This window comes from Silvimonas sp. JCM 19000, assembly GCF_054652575.1.
The window spans coordinates 94308-110136 of sequence record NZ_BAAIHC010000007.1 but is presented as its reverse complement, the minus strand read 5'-3'; the positions used below and the strand labels follow the sequence as shown (position 1 = coordinate 110136).

At 60.4% G+C, this 15829-nt stretch carries 14 protein-coding genes and 1 other RNA gene; 6 read left to right on the top strand and 9 right to left on the bottom strand.

Features of this window, described 5'->3' with window-relative positions; translation table 11 throughout:
* Positions 1-21 precede the first annotated feature (21 nt).
* The 6 genes from malG to ACYQ1A_RS08760 all read right to left on the bottom strand — a co-directional run bounded on the left by malG (position 22) and on the right by ACYQ1A_RS08760 (position 7945).
* Positions 22-912 carry a maltose ABC transporter permease MalG gene (gene malG / locus ACYQ1A_RS08785; protein ID WP_053938561.1) on the bottom strand — a complete coding sequence of 297 codons (891 nt, stop codon included), beginning with the start codon at positions 910-912 and terminating at the stop codon, positions 22-24.
* Positions 913-914: 2 nt separating this feature from the next.
* Positions 915-2459 (bottom strand): maltose ABC transporter permease MalF, encoded by a 1545-nt coding sequence (gene malF, locus ACYQ1A_RS08780; protein ID WP_499361726.1) that lies wholly within the window; start codon positions 2457-2459, stop codon positions 915-917.
* A gap of 249 nt (positions 2460-2708) precedes the next feature.
* Complete coding sequence (gene malE / locus ACYQ1A_RS08775) at positions 2709-3914, bottom strand: maltose/maltodextrin ABC transporter substrate-binding protein MalE (RefSeq protein WP_499361725.1); 1206 nt, start codon at positions 3912-3914, stop codon at positions 2709-2711.
* 193 nt (positions 3915-4107) lie between these two features.
* Positions 4108-5211 carry an ABC transporter ATP-binding protein gene (locus ACYQ1A_RS08770; protein ID WP_499361724.1) on the bottom strand — a complete coding sequence of 368 codons (1104 nt, stop codon included), beginning with the start codon at positions 5209-5211 and terminating at the stop codon, positions 4108-4110.
* 83 nt (positions 5212-5294) lie between these two features.
* On the bottom strand, positions 5295-6920 hold the full coding sequence (locus ACYQ1A_RS08765; RefSeq protein WP_499361723.1) for an alpha-glucosidase family protein: 1626 nt from the start codon (positions 6918-6920) through the stop codon (positions 5295-5297).
* A 392-nt stretch (positions 6921-7312) separates the two neighbouring features.
* Complete coding sequence (locus ACYQ1A_RS08760; RefSeq protein WP_499361722.1) at positions 7313-7945, bottom strand: CNP1-like family protein; 633 nt, start codon at positions 7943-7945, stop codon at positions 7313-7315.
* Positions 7946-8104: 159 nt separating this feature from the next.
* Between ACYQ1A_RS08760 and ACYQ1A_RS08755 the strand changes: the two genes are divergently transcribed.
* From ACYQ1A_RS08755 to rnpB, 4 genes are all read left to right on the top strand, one after another.
* A complete protein-coding gene (locus tag ACYQ1A_RS08755) occupies positions 8105-8332 on the top strand; it encodes a sulfurtransferase TusA family protein (protein ID WP_499361721.1) in 228 nt (75 codons plus the stop codon).
* Positions 8333-8381: 49 nt separating this feature from the next.
* A complete protein-coding gene (gene pyrC / locus ACYQ1A_RS08750; RefSeq protein ID WP_499361720.1) occupies positions 8382-9416 on the top strand; it encodes a dihydroorotase in 1035 nt (344 codons plus the stop codon).
* Entirely contained in the window at positions 9413-9886 is a 474-nt protein-coding gene (locus ACYQ1A_RS08745) for a hypothetical protein (RefSeq protein ID WP_062220820.1), read from the top strand. The genes pyrC and ACYQ1A_RS08745 overlap by 4 nt, the downstream gene beginning before the upstream one ends.
* Positions 9887-9895: 9 nt before the next feature.
* Positions 9896-10271: RNase P RNA component class A (gene rnpB / locus ACYQ1A_RS08740), an RNA gene on the top strand.
* A 296-nt stretch (positions 10272-10567) separates the two neighbouring features.
* On the opposite strand, the gene ACYQ1A_RS08735 is transcribed toward rnpB, so the two are convergent.
* A complete protein-coding gene (locus tag ACYQ1A_RS08735; protein WP_499361719.1) occupies positions 10568-11293 on the bottom strand; it encodes a pseudouridine synthase in 726 nt (241 codons plus the stop codon).
* A gap of 81 nt (positions 11294-11374) precedes the next feature.
* Between ACYQ1A_RS08735 and rlmH the strand changes: the two genes are divergently transcribed.
* Both rlmH and ACYQ1A_RS08725 read left to right on the top strand, forming a co-directional pair.
* Positions 11375-11845 (top strand): 23S rRNA (pseudouridine(1915)-N(3))-methyltransferase RlmH, encoded by a 471-nt coding sequence (gene rlmH / locus ACYQ1A_RS08730; protein WP_053938552.1) that lies wholly within the window; start codon positions 11375-11377, stop codon positions 11843-11845.
* 6 nt (positions 11846-11851) lie between these two features.
* On the top strand, positions 11852-12451 hold the full coding sequence (locus ACYQ1A_RS08725) for a Maf family protein (protein WP_499361718.1): 600 nt from the start codon (positions 11852-11854) through the stop codon (positions 12449-12451).
* Positions 12452-12583: 132 nt separating this feature from the next.
* Here ACYQ1A_RS08725 and ACYQ1A_RS08720 read toward each other — a convergent pair whose 3' ends face one another.
* Positions 12584-14515: a methyl-accepting chemotaxis protein gene (locus ACYQ1A_RS08720; protein WP_499361717.1), complete on the bottom strand. Its 1932-nt coding sequence runs from the start codon at positions 14513-14515 to the stop codon at positions 12584-12586.
* A 329-nt stretch (positions 14516-14844) separates the two neighbouring features.
* Positions 14845-15618 (bottom strand): pseudouridine synthase, encoded by a 774-nt coding sequence (locus ACYQ1A_RS08715; RefSeq protein ID WP_499361716.1) that lies wholly within the window; start codon positions 15616-15618, stop codon positions 14845-14847.
* Positions 15619-15829 lie beyond the last annotated feature (211 nt).

The window sequence follows — 15829 nt, the reverse complement described above, 5'->3', positions numbered from 1 at the left end:
CAGGCGCGCACTGCGGTGCTCTTATCCCTTCACCCCGCCCGATGTCAGCCCGTTGACCATAAAGCGCTGCGATAACAAAAACAGCAGCGTAATAGGCAAACCGGACAGAATCGCCGCGGCGGCGAAGTCTCCCCACAGATAGTTCTGTGTGTATAAGTAAAGCTTTGAACCGACGGCCAACGTCAGATTCTGCTCTTGATGCAGCAATACGCTGGCCACGGGGTACTCAATGATCGCACCAATAAATGCCAACAGGAATACCACGATCAAAATTGGTACAGCCATCGGCAACAACACATAGCGGAATGTCTGGAAATGACTGGCGCCATCCACCAATGCCGCCTCTTCAATCTCGACCGGAATGGTTTCCATATAGCCTTTGATGGTCCAGATATGCAGCGCCACCCCGCCCGCATAAGCCAGTACCAGGCTACCGTGACTATCAATGCCCAGCCACGGAATGTAATTACCGATCTGGTCGAAGATGGCGTAAATGGCGATCAACGACAATACCGACGGAAACATCTGCATCAAAAACAGCGCATTCAAACCCATGGCGCGGCCACGGAATTTGAGACGGGCAAAGGCATAAGCGCAGGTGGTGGACAACGCCAGAATGACCACCGCGCTCATCATGGCCACTTTGATCGAATTCCATAACCAGCGCAGGACCGGAAACGGCGGATCAATCTGGTGACCAAATTGATCGATATAGCTAAAGCCCAGCGCCAGTTTCCAGTGTTCCAGGCTGATATGGTCGGGCAATAAACTGCCCGCCGCAAAATTGCCCGGTCGCAAGGAAATCGACACGATCATCAAAAAGGGAAACAGGCACAGCGCAATAAATGCGATCAACGCCAGATGGGTGGCCACCACGCGGCCGGTATGACTTTTATCGAGCACCATGGCCATGATTATTTGCGCTCCGTGGATTGGTTAACGCGGGTCAGCTTCAGGTTAATCAGCGACAACACGCCCACCAGAATAAAGATAACGGTAGAGATGGCCGCCGCCAGGCCAAAGTTCTGGCCCGAATCCTGGAAGGCGATGCGATAGGTGTAGCTCACCAGAATATCGGTGGAACCGGCCGGGGTAAGACTGTCGGGGAAATCCGGGCCGCCTGCGGTCAACAACGAGATCAAGACAAAGTTGTTGAAGTTAAAGGCAAAACTGGCCAGCAGCAGCGGCATGATGGGCTTGGCAATCAGCGGCAGCGTAATGCGGCGCAGATTGGTCCAGGCGCCGCCGCCATGAATCGCCGAGGCTTCATACAATTCGCTGGGAATCGATTTGATCAGGCCCATGCACAGCAACATCATGTACGGATAACCGAGCCAGGTATTCACGATCAGCAACATGCCGCGCGCCAGCCACGGATTGGAAAACCAGTCGGGTTTGATACCAAACAGGCTATGCAAGACCAGATTGATTTCGCCAAAGTTTTCGTTAAACAAACCACGGAAAATCAGGATCGAAATAAAGCCCGGCACGGCATACGGCAGAAATAACAGCACGCGATACAAACCGCGCATGGCCAGCGATTCCCACGACAAGGCCACCGCCAGCAAAAAGCCCACGGCAAAAGTCAGAATCACGGTGGCCAAGGCAAAGCCTACGGTCCAGGTAAAGATGGCCAATAGCGGGCCGCGGAATTGTTTGCTGGTAAACAATTGCGCAAAGTTGGCGCCACCCACCCCTACGGTGAAGCCGGGCGAGACTTTATCGCCGCTGGCGGTTTCGTAATAGCCGGTACGGAAATTGGCCTTCAGGATTTCGCCGGTTTGCAGATTCTTGAGCGTGCCTTTATCCACTTGCTGGAATAACGGTGCGGCCGGCGCGGCGCGCGAAAAGCCCGCCATCTGGTATTGGCCAGCATGCTCGGGCACTTTCATATGCAGTTCTTTCAGCGCGCCTTGCATCGCGATCAAATCGCGGATTTGCGCTTTGCTGCCCGTTGGCGCCTGCGCTGCGGCTTTCAGTTCCACCTCGCGCACTTTGCCGGTGGGCTTGTCGATATCGAGCGCGTCGGATTGCCAGCCGTGGCCCGCGTCATCGCTTAAATAAACGCGTTTTTTGCCGCCGTCGGGATACACGCCCATGGCCAGCGAATCGCCGCCGCTATCGCCCGCGCCAGAATAAGTCTGGTCGAGAAAATATCTGGTTGCCCGCTCATACGTCAGCAGGTTGGTGGAGCTGTAATTGGTAAAACCAATGCTCACCGTATACGCCGCCGGAAACACCACAAATAACAAGGCGGCAAAGACGCCCGGATATAAATAGCGCCACGGGTACAGTTTGGGATGGCTTAACAGCCAGGTGGATGCGCCCAGTATCACCAGGAACAACACCGCGATCAGCGGATGGCCGGCGGTATAGACGGCGAAGATCAGCCAGAGTGCGGCCAGTATCAGCAGCAGGCCAAGTGCGGGGCCAGCCCAGCGAGCCAGTTTGCGTTGCATGCCAGGTTTTCCTTAGCCGGATACGCGTCAACTGCGCCCGGAACATCCAATCTATATGTTTTAAGTGAGATGCCACAACCCGAGCGGACGGCGGCGGTGTTGCCAATCAGAGTAACCACATCACGCCAGATGCCGAACATCTGGACTGGATACCGGCAAGTGGCAGCTTGCCGATATCCACAAGACCATCCAGCGCTCACGTCATCGCGCGGACAACGCGAGCGCCTTGCAACTTCAGACCATCAAGGCTTATTTGGCCTTGATCTTGGCCGCAGCTGCATCCAGACCTTCCTTCACGCTTTGACGACCTTGCGTGATGTTCTGCAGGGCCGGTTGCATGGTCGACCAGAACTTGCCCATTTCGGGGTTGTTCGGCATCGGGTGACCGGCTTGCGCGCTCTTCATGGTGGCGGCGATGTTCGGGTCAGACTTCAGCTGGTTGTAGAACGCCTTGTTGGCAGGCACGCCCAGCGGCACGTCGTCGTTCATCGACTTCAGGCCTTCTTCTTTCAGCAGATAGTTCTCAAGGAACTCCACCGCCAGATCCTTGTTGGGGCTGGCTTGCGTCACCATGGCGCCCAGCACGCCCACGAACGGCGCGGACGGTTTGCCGTCCACGGTCGGGATCGGCGCGACGCCAAAGTTGATCTTGCTCTTGCGCAGGTTTTCCCAGGCCCACGGGCCGGTAATCATCATGGCAACCTTGCCCTGGTTAACCCCGGCTTCCATTTCGGCGTACGACGACGACTTCGGCATCGCGCCCGAGCTGATCAGCTTCATCAGGGTTTCAGCGCCCTTCACCGCGCCCGCGTTGTTTACGCCCACGTCGTTGGCATCATAGGTGCCATCGGCCTTGGCCTTGAACGGGTAACCACCATTGGCGGCCAGCAGCGGCCAGGTAAAGTAGGTGTTGGTGTAATCCCACAGAATGGCTTTCTTGCCTTGGCCAGACAGTTTTTTGTCCAGTGCGATTACGTCATCAAACGACTTGGGCGGCGTCGGCACCAGGTCTTTGTTGTAGACCAGGCCTACTGCTTCGATGGCGATCGGGTAGCCCCAGACCTTGCCACCGGCCGTCCAGGCTTTCCAGCCCAGCGGATCGATTTCGTTCTTGACCTTGGCGCTCGGGTTAACCGGCGACAGCAGGCCGGCGGTGGCCCATTCGCCCATGCGGTCATGCGGCCAGATCCAGATGTCCGGGCCCTTGCCTGCGGCAGCGGCTTGCTGGAACTTGTTGGCGGCGTCTTCCGGACGCTCCACCACCACTTGCACGCCGGTGGCCTTGGTGAAGGCTTCACCGACCTTGATCAGGCCTTTGTACGATTTGTCGCCGTTGATCCAGATCAACAGCTTGCCCGGTTCGGCCGCGTACGAAGACGCAGCACCCAAGCCCATGACGGCCACTGTGACCGACGACAGCACGAGACGACCCAAACGACTACGCGAGATATCCATTCTGACTCTCCATCTAGTGTTTTCATGTTTTGAAACGTGCCTGTAAAAGGCCGCTTCTGTATGTTCCCTAACCGGTTTGACCGCAGGAAAAACCTAAGCACCATATGCCTGGCGGCACACTCGGGGTATACGGTCCAATACGTACTTTACGGGCCATTCCGCCGAGCGGTAGTGCGCAGATTTTGACTACAGATTATTCAGCGAGGGGGTCCAGCCGGCGGAAGGCTTTGCCGTCCGCGTTAAACAGATAACCGTGCGCGGGCTTGAAGCCCAGCGGTACGCGTTGGCCGATATCCACATGGCGCAGCGCCGGCATGCGTACCGACATCGGCACCTTGGCGGCGGCGTTGTCGAGGTACAGCACCGACGAATCACCCAGGCGTTCCAGCACCACCGCGTTGCCGGTGAGGATATTGCTGGTCAGATCAACATGCAGATGTTCGGGGCGCACGCCCACGGTGACGGCATCGCCCACCTTGGCGCCCGCCGCATCCACCAGCACGGTCACATTCTGGTTGCCGGTTAGCGCTACTTGCACGCCGTCCGCGCCGATGCTGCTGATGGTGCCGCTGAGGAAGTTCATGCCCGGCGAACCCAGAAAGCCCGCCACAAACAGGTTGATCGGCTCGTGGTACAGCTCGGTCGGCGTACCGACCTGCTCCAGCTGGCCCGCACGGAACACCACGATGCGGTCGGCCAGCGTCATGGCCTCGACCTGATCGTGCGTCACATAAATCATGGTCGCGCCCAGCTCGCGGTGCAGGCGCGCAATTTCGATGCGCATCTGCACGCGCAACGACGCATCCAGGTTGGAGAGGGGCTCATCAAACAAGAACACTTCAGGCTTCTGCACGATGGCGCGGCCGATGGCCACACGCTGACGCTGGCCCCCCGACAATTCTTTGGGCTTGCGCTCCAGCAGATGGTCCAGCTGCAGCACCTTGGCCACTTGCTGCACGATCGGCGTGTAATCCTTTTTGCTCATCCCCGCCAGGCGCAAACCAAACGCCATGTTTTCAAACACGCTCATATGCGGATACAAGGCGTAGCTCTGGAACACCATGGCGATGCCGCGTTTGACCGGCGGCAGTTCGTTCATGCGTACGCCGCCAATCTGCAGCTCGCCTTCGCTGATGTCTTCCAGGCCCGAGATCGTGCGCAGCAGCGTGGTCTTGCCGCAGCCCGAGGGGCCGACAAACACGACAAACTCGCCGTCGTTGATCTCCAGATCGATGCCGTGCAGCGTGGTGACATCGCCAAAGCGTTTCTTGATGTTCTTGAGGCTAACCGTGGCCATTGCGTCTCTGAGTCCTGAGCGGTGACCGCCCGCTGCGTAGCGGGCGGCGAATGTCGGTGGTCCGACCTGTTTTGCAAAACTGCTTATTGCGCGGTGCCGTACCAGCCCGCCCAGGCATCCAGGTGCAGCGTGGTACCGCTGCGGCTAGCGCCTTCCAGGCCGTGGCCCGCCAGATCTGCCACATCAAACGGCAGTTCGTAAGTCTGTGGCTGTTCGCTCAGGTTGAACACAGCCACCAGCGTCTGGCCCGCGTGTTTACGCGTAAAGGCCAGCACCGGCTCTTCCGCTTTAAGGAAAGAGATATCGCCCAACAGCAGGGCCGGTTGTGTTTTGCGCCAGTGCAGAATGCGACGGTAAGCGGCCAGCGTCGTATCGTCTTTGCCTTCTTGCGCATCCACTGCCAGCGGCACATGCGTGCTGGCCACCGGCAACCACGGTTCAGTCGGGCTGAAACCGGCATTCAGCTGGTCTTTGTGCCACGGCATCGGCGTGCGGCAACCGTCGCGGCCTTTAAACTCCGGCCACATCGCAATGCCGTACGGATCTTGCAGTTGTTCAAAGGTCAATTGCGCTTCGGGCAGGCCCAGTTCTTCGCCTTGATACAGGCAGCTGGAACCGCGCAGCGACACCAGCATCGCCAGGATGGTGGGCGCAAAACGCGGATGTTGCGTGTCTTTGCCCCAGCGGCTGACCACGCGCACCGAATCATGGTTGCCGGTGGTCCAGCAGCCCCAGCCGTCGTTGAGCTGGCTTTCCAGATCTTCAACTTGCTTGCGGATATGCGCGGCGGAGAAATCTGCGGTCAGCAGGTTAAAGCTGTACGCCATATTCAGCTTGTCGTTGCCGCCGGTGTATTGCGCCATCAGGCTGATGCTTTCGTCATCGCCCACTTCGCCCACGCTCATCGCCGCGCCGTACTGGTCGAGCAATTTGCGGATGCGCTGCAGAAACGCCAGGTTTTCCGGCTGCGATTTATCGTATTTGTGTTGTTGATAACCGTAGGGGTTTTCCGCGCTCACCGAGGCCGTATCCCGTTTGGTGGCCGGCGGGTTGTTACGCAGCTGGCGATCATGGAAATGGTAGTTGCAGGCGTCAAAGCGGAAGCCATCCACGCCGCGTTGCAGCCAGAATTCGATTTCGCCCAGCACCGCGTCTTGCACTTCCGGATTGTGGAAGTTGACGTCGGGCTGGCTGTGCAGAAAGTTGTGCAGATAGTACTGGCAGCGGCGGGTATCCCAGCGCCAGGACGGGCCGCCAAACACGCTCAGCCAGTTGTTGGGCGCCGAGCCATCAGCCTGCGGATCGGCCCAGACATACCAGTCGGCTTTGGGATTGGTTTTACTTTGACGGCTTTCCTTGAACCAGGCGTGTTCGTCGGAGGTATGCGACAGCACCTGGTCAATGATGACCTTGAGGCCCAGCGCATGCGCTTTGGCCAGCATGCGATCAAAGTCTTCCAGATTGCCAAACAGCGGATCGACATCGCGGTAATCCGACACGTCGTAGCCAAAGTCTTTCATCGGCGATTTAAAGAACGGGCTCACCCAGATGGCGTCCACGCCCAGGCTGGCGACGTAATCGAGATGGGCCGAGATACCGTTCAGATCACCCACCCCATCGCCATTGCTGTCGGCAAAGCTGCGCGGGTAAATCTGATAAATGACGGCGCCACGCCACCATTGCACATTCGGGTTTGCTGCCTGTTCCATGCTGTCTTCTTCTGGTTTCGTTGATCACGGGCCGGTGCGGCCGAACCTATCCGTTATAGGCGATGTCGGCTCGCCCTAAATCGAGTCAAACCGGTTTGAATTGCGTTTGAATGCATCATAACGCCGGTAGTCGGCGATATGAAACTACGGTGTTTTACTTACGAAACAACAGAAAGCCGCGTGAACACACGGCCCGAAGAACATCCAAAGGCGACGAACGGCATAGGGTGGGTCCAGACCCACCACTCAAAGCCATAGCCAGGCACCCGCGCGCCACGCATTACCACCCCGGGTCGCTCAGTTGCCCAGCCATACCCAAAGCCATGGCCAGGCATTGCTATCTTGCCCTGCCACTTGGGTGGGTGGGTCTAGACCCACCCTATGCGTGTTGATTATTGACCGCCGCCGCCATTGCTATGGCAGCCGGGGCAGGCCGGGAAGGCGATTTTGGTGCCCAGTTCTTCTTTCATTTCCTTGATCGAAACCGGGTCACGCGCGCTGCAGAACATCTCGTACAAGGGCGCTTGCAAGGCGTTGTAGCCTTCTACCTTGATCTTGTCCCACGGGCGGTTCATCTCGGACCATTTGCCATCGGCACCGGCAAAGGCATAAGTGCGGAACTGCCCGGTATCGCAATCTATGCCTTCATACACATGGTTAAAGGTCTTGCCGTCGCGCAGCGGGATGGCGGCGGCATAACGCACGATGGCGTCTTTGCCCACACTCAGGCTGTCTTCCGAGACCAGAAACTTCTCGTTGCCCCAGGCCTTGTTGTTGCGGAATTCAATCCAGTTGCCCAGCGTGGACAGTTCGGGCTTGGTAAACGGCTTTTCTTCCGGCGTGGGCAAGGTGCTTTTCAGCAGATTGCTAAAGCTGAAATCGCGATCTTTGTCGCCATCCGAACTGGCGCCACGGTTGTTGCCATTGCGCGGATTGTCAGGGCTCTGGCCGACGTTATCGGCATATACGAAGACGCTGCTCAGCAGGCACAGGGCGGCCAGCGTCAGCGGGATCAGGCGTTTCAAGGTCTCTACTCCAGTGTTGCGGCGGCGAAAAACCCGCTGATGATACGCCTGGCACATGCCTTGCGTCTTGCCGCGACGGTAACCTGGCGTAGCAGCGCGGGCACGACCGGCGCGGCCGCGTTAAAATGCGCTTCTTTTGCCCGATACCGAGCCTGCTGCATGAATGCCGACCTCGCCATAGACCTGAGCGGGCTGAACTGCCCCCTGCCCATCCTGCGCACCAAAAAAGCGTTGGCCGGATTGCAAAGCGGTCAGTCCGTGCATGTCACCTGCACTGATCCCGCCACCGTTAAAGACTTTGCCGATTTTTGCAAACTCACGCAGAACCCCTTGCTGGCCAGCGATACGGTCGACGGCAAGTTTGTATTCGTGATCCAGAAGCGCTAAGCGGCGCGCCCTTCCCCCTTTTCTCATCCCGACAAGCGATACCCGCGCCATGACCCAAACCCTGACCATTACCCGCCCTGATGATTGGCATCTGCATCTGCGCGACAACGAGCTGATGGCGGCCGTGCTGCCCCACACCGCGCGTGAATTCGCCCGCGCAATTGTCATGCCCAACCTTAAGCCGCCGGTCACCACCGTGGCGCTGGCCGATGCCTATCGCCAACGCATTCTGGCGGCGCTGCCTGCGGGCATGACGTTTGAACCGCTGATGACGCTGTACCTCACCGACCGCACCTCGCCCGACGACATCGTCGCGGCGCGCGCCAGCGGCTTTGTGCATGGCGTCAAACTGTACCCGGCCGGGGCCACCACCAATTCGGATAGCGGCGTGACGTCGCTGGATAAGGTGATGCCGGCGCTGGAAAAAATGGCTGAAGTCGGTTTGCCGCTGCTGGTGCATGGCGAAGTGACTGACCACAGCGTGGATGTGTTTGATCGCGAAGCGGTGTTTATCGATACCTTGCTGGCCCCGCTGATGCAAAAGCTGCCGACGCTGCGCGTGGTGCTGGAACACATCACCACCAGCCACGCCGCCGATTTCGTCACGACCGGCCCGGCCAACCTGGCCGCCACGGTCACCGCGCACCACTTGCTGATGAACCGCAACGCCATGTTCACCGGCGGCATCCGCCCGCATCACTATTGCCTGCCGGTACTGAAGCGCGAAACCCATCGCCAGGCGTTGGTGCGTGCGGTAACCGGCTCATCCAATCGTTTCTTCCTCGGCACCGACAGCGCGCCGCATGCGCGCCATACCAAAGAAACCTCGTGCGGCTGTGCCGGCATGTACACCGCGCACGCGGCCTTGCCGCTGTATGCCGAAGTGTTTGAGCAAGCCAATGCGCTGGACAAGCTCGAAGCATTTGCCAGCTTTAACGGCCCCGACTTTTACCAGCTGCCGCGCAATAGCGGCACCGTCACGCTGACTAAACAAGCATGGCAAGTGCCGGATGAATATCCGTTTGGCGCGAATACCGTGGTGCCGCTGCGCGCCGGTGAAAGCATCGCCTGGACGCTGGCGTGATCGTCCACCGCAATGCCGGGCGCGTGGTGTGGTGGCTGGTGGGCGTGGTGCTGATCGTGGCGGCGGTGTGGGGTTGGCCGCTGATTACCACGCCGACGCTGGAACATCATTTCTACGGCCTGTTCTGGTACACCATGCTGGGCCTGGGCGCGGCGTTCTGGATGTTTCCGGCCGAGCAAACGCTGGTGGGCCGCCAGTTGCGCCGTCGCACCATGCTGCTGGGTTTGCTGCCGGTGTATACGCGCGAAATCGATCTGGCCGCGTTTGACCGGGTGACGCTGGAGCAGGATCGCAACACCATCGGCGCCGATAGCCTGTGGGTGCTGTTTGCCGGCCCCGACGACCAGCGTTTTGTGTTTGCGCATTACCGCGCCACGCGTCGTGGCCAGGCCGCCGCCACCGCGCTGGCGGGCCGGTTGGCGCAGCAATCGGGATTAGCGTTTGCCCAATTGGCCCCGGACAACGGATAATGGCGCCGCGAAGCGGGTCGGGTAACCGCCGCTCACCGTAAGGTGGGGGGAGGAAAGTCCGGGCTCCACAGGGCAGGATGCTGGCTAACGGCCAGGCGCCGTGAGGCGACGGAAAGTGCAACAGAGAGTAGACCGCCGATGGCCGCAGGGTGTGCAAACGCCCTGCGGATCAGGTAAGGGTGAAACGGTGCGGTAAGAGCGCACCAGCGTTCCGGGCAACCGGGCGGCTCGGTAAACCCCATCCGGAGCAAGACCAAGCAGCAGGCGTTGAGACGGCCCGTCGAGCCTGCGGGTAGGTTGCTTGAGCGTGTCAGTAATGGCTCGCCTAGAGGAATGGTTACCGCCAGAAATGGAACAGAACCCGGCTTAAAGACCCACTTCGCACTTACACTGGTGGCTACTGCGCGGACGCATCTTGCGTCCCGGCGGTGCTCGGAATGCTCATGGCCCAACTGGCCACTCCGCTTCCTCCGCTCCGGCGGTACGCAACCTGCGACCGCTCGCGACGCCCGACACATTGCGGCTGACACCGCGAGGCGCTTCGCTGTCGCGGGGCCACACCCACTGCGGTGGCCAATGCCGCGATGCTTCATAGGGTGGGTCTAGACCCACCAGCCAAAGCCGCCACCACGAGCCACTCCAGTAGGGTGCGTTACCCCATCGGGGCAACGCACATTTCGGTTATGCCCCCGCCGCAGTTCCGGGCCACTTGATATCCCACGGCGCCAGCAAATCCGCCCGCATCAGCTCGGGCCACTCTGCCGGCCAAAGCTCGCCCGCTTGCGGCAAACAGATATACCGATGTGTCTGGCCATCCCACTCAAACTCCAACGCATACGCATGCAAATAGCCACGATCAGCCGGTGCGCCGCCGTATCGTTCATCGCCCAGAATCGGCACGCCCAAACTCTTAAGCGCCACGCGCAACTGGTGGGTGCGGCCGGTGCGGGGTCTGAGCAAATACGCGCGCAAGCCGCTGCCCAAGCCGTAGCTAAAGAACTGCGTGACGGCGTGGTTTTGCGTATCGCGTGTCAGCTTCCAGTTGCCGCCCCGGCCCGCCTGCATGCCGCCTGCGATCGTGCCTTGTTTCTTGCCCGGTTTGCCGTGGGCCAGCGCCAGGTAGAATTTATTCATGTCGCGGCCGCTAAACAGCTCGCCAAAGCGGCGCGCGGCGCTGCTGGAGCGCGCAAACAGAATCAGCCCGCTGGTGATGCGATCCAGCCGGTGCACGGCGTGCAGATCGCCTGCGATCTGTTGGCGCAAGGCGCTGATCACGCCGCTTTCCTCGCCCTCGGCATGAAAGTTCATGCCCGGTGGTTTGTACACCAGGACGAAATCGGCTTCAGTAGCCAGCACCGTCAGCGCGGTAGGGTCGGCGACGGTCAGCGGCTGGATGGGGTGGTCCAATTCGGGTACTCGGATAACAGTGTTAAAGTGCGGTGCGGCCCGGACCGGGCTGCGTTTCGATGTCTTATACCTGATCACTCCATGAAACTCATCATCATTGCGCTGGGCCACAAGATGCCGGCGTGGATCGAGCAAGGCTTTACCGAATACGTAAAGCGCATGCCGCGCGAATTTGCGATTCAGCTGGTGGAATTAAAGCCGGACAAGCGTTCAGGCGGGCGTACGCCGCAGCAAGTGATGGCGGAAGAAGCCGAGCGCATCATGGCCGCCATTCCCAATGGCGCACGCGTGTTGGCGCTGGACGAGCGTGGCGCCAACTGGACCACCATGAAACTGGCCGAGCAAATGAAAAGCTGGCATGTCGACGGCCGCGATGTGGTGTTTATCATCGGCGGCACCGACGGGCTGGACCCCAGCGTCAAGCAGCGCGCCGATCAGCTGTTACAACTGTCCGCCCTGACCATGCCGCATGGCATGGTGCGCGTGCTGCTGGCTGAGCAGCTGTATCGCGCCTGGTCGATTCTGCATAACCATCCGTACCACCGCGAATAAGCTCACATGAATTCTGATATCGATCTCTACCTGGCCTCGGGCAGCCCGCGCCGGCGCGAACTACTGGGGCAAATTGGCGTGCGCTTTATGCGCATCGATGCGCCCGTTGACGAAACCCCGTTGCCCAACGAGCCGGCGCGCGATTATGTGCTACGCCTGGCGCACGCCAAGGCCGTCAGCGGTTGGGCCGCGATGCAGGCGCAGGGTCTGCCAACCCGGCCGGTGCTGGCGGCCGATACTACCGTGGCGCTGGATGGGCTGATTCTGGGCAAGCCGGAGGACGCCGCTGACGCCGCGCGCATGCTGCGGACGCTGTCGGGCTCCACCCACCAGGTGTTGACCAGCCTGGGGCTGCACACCACGAGCGGGATTGAAGTCGTGCTATCGACCAGCAATGTGCGCTTTGCCGAGCTGAGCGATGCGCAAATCGCCGCTTATGTGGCTAGCGGCGAACCGATGGATAAAGCGGGCGCGTATGGCATCCAGGGCTTGGGTGGATTGTTTGTGGCGCATCTGGAAGGCAGCTACACCGGCGTGATGGGCCTGCCGCTGCATGACACCGCCGCACTGCTGGCCCGCCACGGCCTCGGGGCACTGGCGAAATGATATAGGGTGGGACTCGGAGTCCCCATCGAGACCCACCATTCAAAGCCGTCGAAGTGAAACGCATACGCTTGCGTTCTCGCTGACGCCTTTGAGTGGCGGGTCAGACGGGGACGCCGAGTCCCACCCTATGCCTCACAACTTGAACCGCCCCAGGATGCTGTTCAGATGCCCCGCCACCGCGTTCATCTCGTCGGCCTGGTGGGCGGTCTGGCGTGACGCCGCTTCATTCTGCGCGATGGCGCTGGCCACGCGGTTTACGCTATCGGAAATCTTGGCGCTGGCCGTATCTTGCTGATGCAGCAACGTATTGATCTCAGCCGTGGTCTGCAGCACCTGATTGGCCATATCTTCGATGCGACCAATCGCCGTGCCGGCCTTTTCGGCCAACTGCACGCCGGTGGTGACCTTCTGCTGGGTCAGCGCCATCGCCTCATTCGAATCGCGCGCGCCGTTCTGGATGGCGGCGACGATATCGTTGATTTCCTGGGTCGATTGCTTGGTGCGCTCGGCCAGCTTGCGCACTTCGTCGGCCACCACCGCAAAGCCACGGCCATGTTCACCGGCACGCGCGGCCTCAATCGCGGCATTCAGCGCCAGCAGATTGGTCTGCTCGGCCAGCTCCTTGATCACGCCCATCACCGCCGACACATCGCGGCTCTTGTCGGTCAACGTAGCGACATCGGTGGATGAGCGCGCCACATGATCGGCTACGGTGCGGATTTCATTGGCCGCACTGGCGATCACCGCCTCGCCTTCGCGCGACGCGGTAGCGCTGTCTTGCGTGAGCGTCACCGCGCTATCGGCGTGCAAAGACACCTGGCGGATCCCGCCTATCAAGCCATCCAGCGCATTGACCATGCTGGTGGTGGCTTCACCCTGATGCGCCGCGCTCTGATGCAATTGCTGTGCCGTGCTGCCAAACTGGCGCGCGACTTCCTGCACATGGCTCGCCTCATTGCGGATTTCGCCCAGCATATCGCGCAGCGCTTGCTGCATGGCCGCCATGGCCACCATCAAACTGTCCGGCGCCGCACCGCGCGTATTGATGGGATGCGACAGATCGCCACTGGCCACCGCCCGCGCCACCGCCACCGCCGCGGCCGGTTCGCCGCCAAGCGGACGCAATACCTGGCTGCCGATCAGTACATAAATCAGCCCGAGCAGCACCACAATCAGCGCCGCCGCGATGCTGACGATAGTAATGACATCGCTGCGCACCATATCGCCAACATCGCTGACCGGGTATGCCGCAATCACCAGGAACGACCACGCTGGCCATTGTTTTTCCACTTTCACCCACTGACTATCCGGGCTGGCCAGCGCCTGGCTGATGGCATCATCGCTGTAATTACTGGAATGAAAGCGCACCTTGCCTTTGGCATCGACAATCGCGACAAAGCCGTGGTCCAGCACGCGGGCGCGACTGACTGAATCCTGCAGCGCTTGCAGATTGACCTTGTAGCCGACATACCAGACCCCAACCGCCTGATGCGCGCTATCAAAAATCGGCTCGTAGCCCGTGACGTACGGCGCGCCAAGAATATCGACTTCACCGTAGAACGACTGGCCTTGTTTGAGCGCGGCATAGGCTTTGCCCTTGGGGTCCAGCGGCGTGCCGATGGCGCGGGCGCCGTCTTTCATTACATTGGTCGAGACCCGCACAAACGCATCGCCAGCCCGGGTAAACAATGTGGCCGTGCCACCGAGCGTATCGGTTACGCCATCGACCAGCCCGAATTGATTGGCCTGCGCCGTACCGCCCAGCAGCAGATCGGGCACCGATTGATCCTTGACCGTCAGCACCGGCCCGGCACTGGCTACGCCGAGGGCTTCGCCGCGCTGGCGCAGCAACTTCATCGCACCCTGGACGCGTTCGGTCAGCACGCTGTCGGCCACGCTGAGCGTATCGACCACGCCGCCAAGTAGCGCATCGATTTGTTGATTGACTTGTTGTTGCGTGCGGCTGGCTTGCGCGCTGGCAAACAGCCACACACCCAGCACCACGGTCACCACCAGCACAGCGGCGACAGCGCCCAGCAGGCGCGCTTTGAGCGTTGTAAACATGAGCTTCCCTGCCCCGTCTTTGCGTACGGGTTTTCTTCGAGTGGATTGATTGTTTTTAGTATTGAACTGCGCTTTATGCCGGTGGAATATACGCGGGAAAGCTTACAAGCTGAATTGTGGTTATCCCTTGCCCGGTGCGCGGCAACATAATGATTTGGCGGGACAATTCAGGCAGACGGCGGTGGCGTCCGGGTGGGCGGCCAGCGGGGAGGGCCAGGCGACAGACAAGAAAAAAGGCACCTGTTTACACAGGTGCCCGGAAGGCTCGTGCCATAAGGCAACGGAGCGTTGTCAACCGCACACGGGTCACTCGCGCAACCCGCACTGGCTTAACGCCTGGTTTTTTGCCCCGGTTGACACACCGTTGCAGAAATTTTTTCGACTTCTTGCGCGGTCAGATGGCGCCACTGCCCTTTGCCCAGCTCGCCCAGCTGCAAACTGCCCATCGCAACCCGCAACAAACGCAGTGTATCGATGCCATGCGCGGCCAGCAGGCGGCGGATATGCCGGTTGCGGCCTTCGTCCAGCGTGATTTCCAGCCAGCTGTTTTTTTCACCATGCCGCAGCAACGAGACGGCTTTGGCGCGCAGCGGCTCACCCTCATCCACCACCCCCGCGCGCAAACGCGCCAGCAATGCGTCATCGGCCACCGCATCAATCTGCACGTGATAACACTTGTCGATATGCGAGGCGGGGTCGGTCAGGCGCGCGGCCCAGGTCGTATCGTTGGTCAACAACAGCAGGCCTTCACTGGCTTTATCCAGACGGCCCACCGGCCCTAGCCACGGCAGACCGGCATCGGCGATGCAATCGTAAATGGTGGCGCGACCTTTTTCGTCATCGGCAGTAGTGACCAGGCCACGTGGCTTGTTCAGCATCAGATAAACCCTGGCCACCGCCTCGACGGCAACGCCAGCGACGGCCAACTGATCAGTATTCAGCGCAACACGCCGGCCCAGTTCACGCACGATACGGCCGTTGACACTGACTTTGCCCGCCAGCACCAAGGCTTCGGCCTGGCTGCGCGAGCAATAACCCAGCCGCGACAGTGCCCGCGCGATGCTGAGGATGTCCGCGCCGCCAGCCGACGCGCCAGCGGCCATGGCCTTGCCCGTTGCGCCCGTACGCTTTGGGCCCGCTGTCGGCCGGGCCGGGCGGCCGCCAGCGCCAGCCGTGGCAGGACGGGATGCGCCGCCAGCCTTGGCGGCAGGGCGACGGGCAGAAGCGGGTGGGCGCGGCATGGGTGGGTGATGGCCGAAACAAGAGGAATAAAGCGCGCCAGTTTACCGTGTCCGCTGCCGCCACGCAGCGGCC

What these genes read in the sequence shown, in the direction of transcription:
- ACYQ1A_RS08770 (WP_499361724.1), bottom strand. Translation starts at nt 5,211, where the DNA reads ATGGCCACGGTTAGCCTCAAGAACATCAAGAAACGCTTTGGCGATGTC.
- ACYQ1A_RS08755 (WP_499361721.1), top strand. Translation starts at nt 8,105, where the DNA reads ATGAATGCCGACCTCGCCATAGACCTGAGCGGGCTGAACTGCCCCCTG.
- ACYQ1A_RS08765 (WP_499361723.1), bottom strand. Translation starts at nt 6,920, where the DNA reads ATGGAACAGGCAGCAAACCCGAATGTGCAATGGTGGCGTGGCGCCGTC.
- ACYQ1A_RS08720 (WP_499361717.1), bottom strand. Translation starts at nt 14,515, where the DNA reads ATGTTTACAACGCTCAAAGCGCGCCTGCTGGGCGCTGTCGCCGCTGTG.
- ACYQ1A_RS08725 (WP_499361718.1), top strand. Translation starts at nt 11,852, where the DNA reads ATGAATTCTGATATCGATCTCTACCTGGCCTCGGGCAGCCCGCGCCGG.
- malG (WP_053938561.1), bottom strand. Translation starts at nt 912, where the DNA reads ATGGCCATGGTGCTCGATAAAAGTCATACCGGCCGCGTGGTGGCCACC.
- malE (WP_499361725.1), bottom strand. Translation starts at nt 3,914, where the DNA reads ATGGATATCTCGCGTAGTCGTTTGGGTCGTCTCGTGCTGTCGTCGGTC.
- pyrC (WP_499361720.1), top strand. Translation starts at nt 8,382, where the DNA reads ATGACCCAAACCCTGACCATTACCCGCCCTGATGATTGGCATCTGCAT.
- rlmH (WP_053938552.1), top strand. Translation starts at nt 11,375, where the DNA reads ATGAAACTCATCATCATTGCGCTGGGCCACAAGATGCCGGCGTGGATC.
- ACYQ1A_RS08715 (WP_499361716.1), bottom strand. Translation starts at nt 15,618, where the DNA reads ATGGCCGCTGGCGCGTCGGCTGGCGGCGCGGACATCCTCAGCATCGCG.
- malF (WP_499361726.1), bottom strand. Translation starts at nt 2,459, where the DNA reads ATGCAACGCAAACTGGCTCGCTGGGCTGGCCCCGCACTTGGCCTGCTG.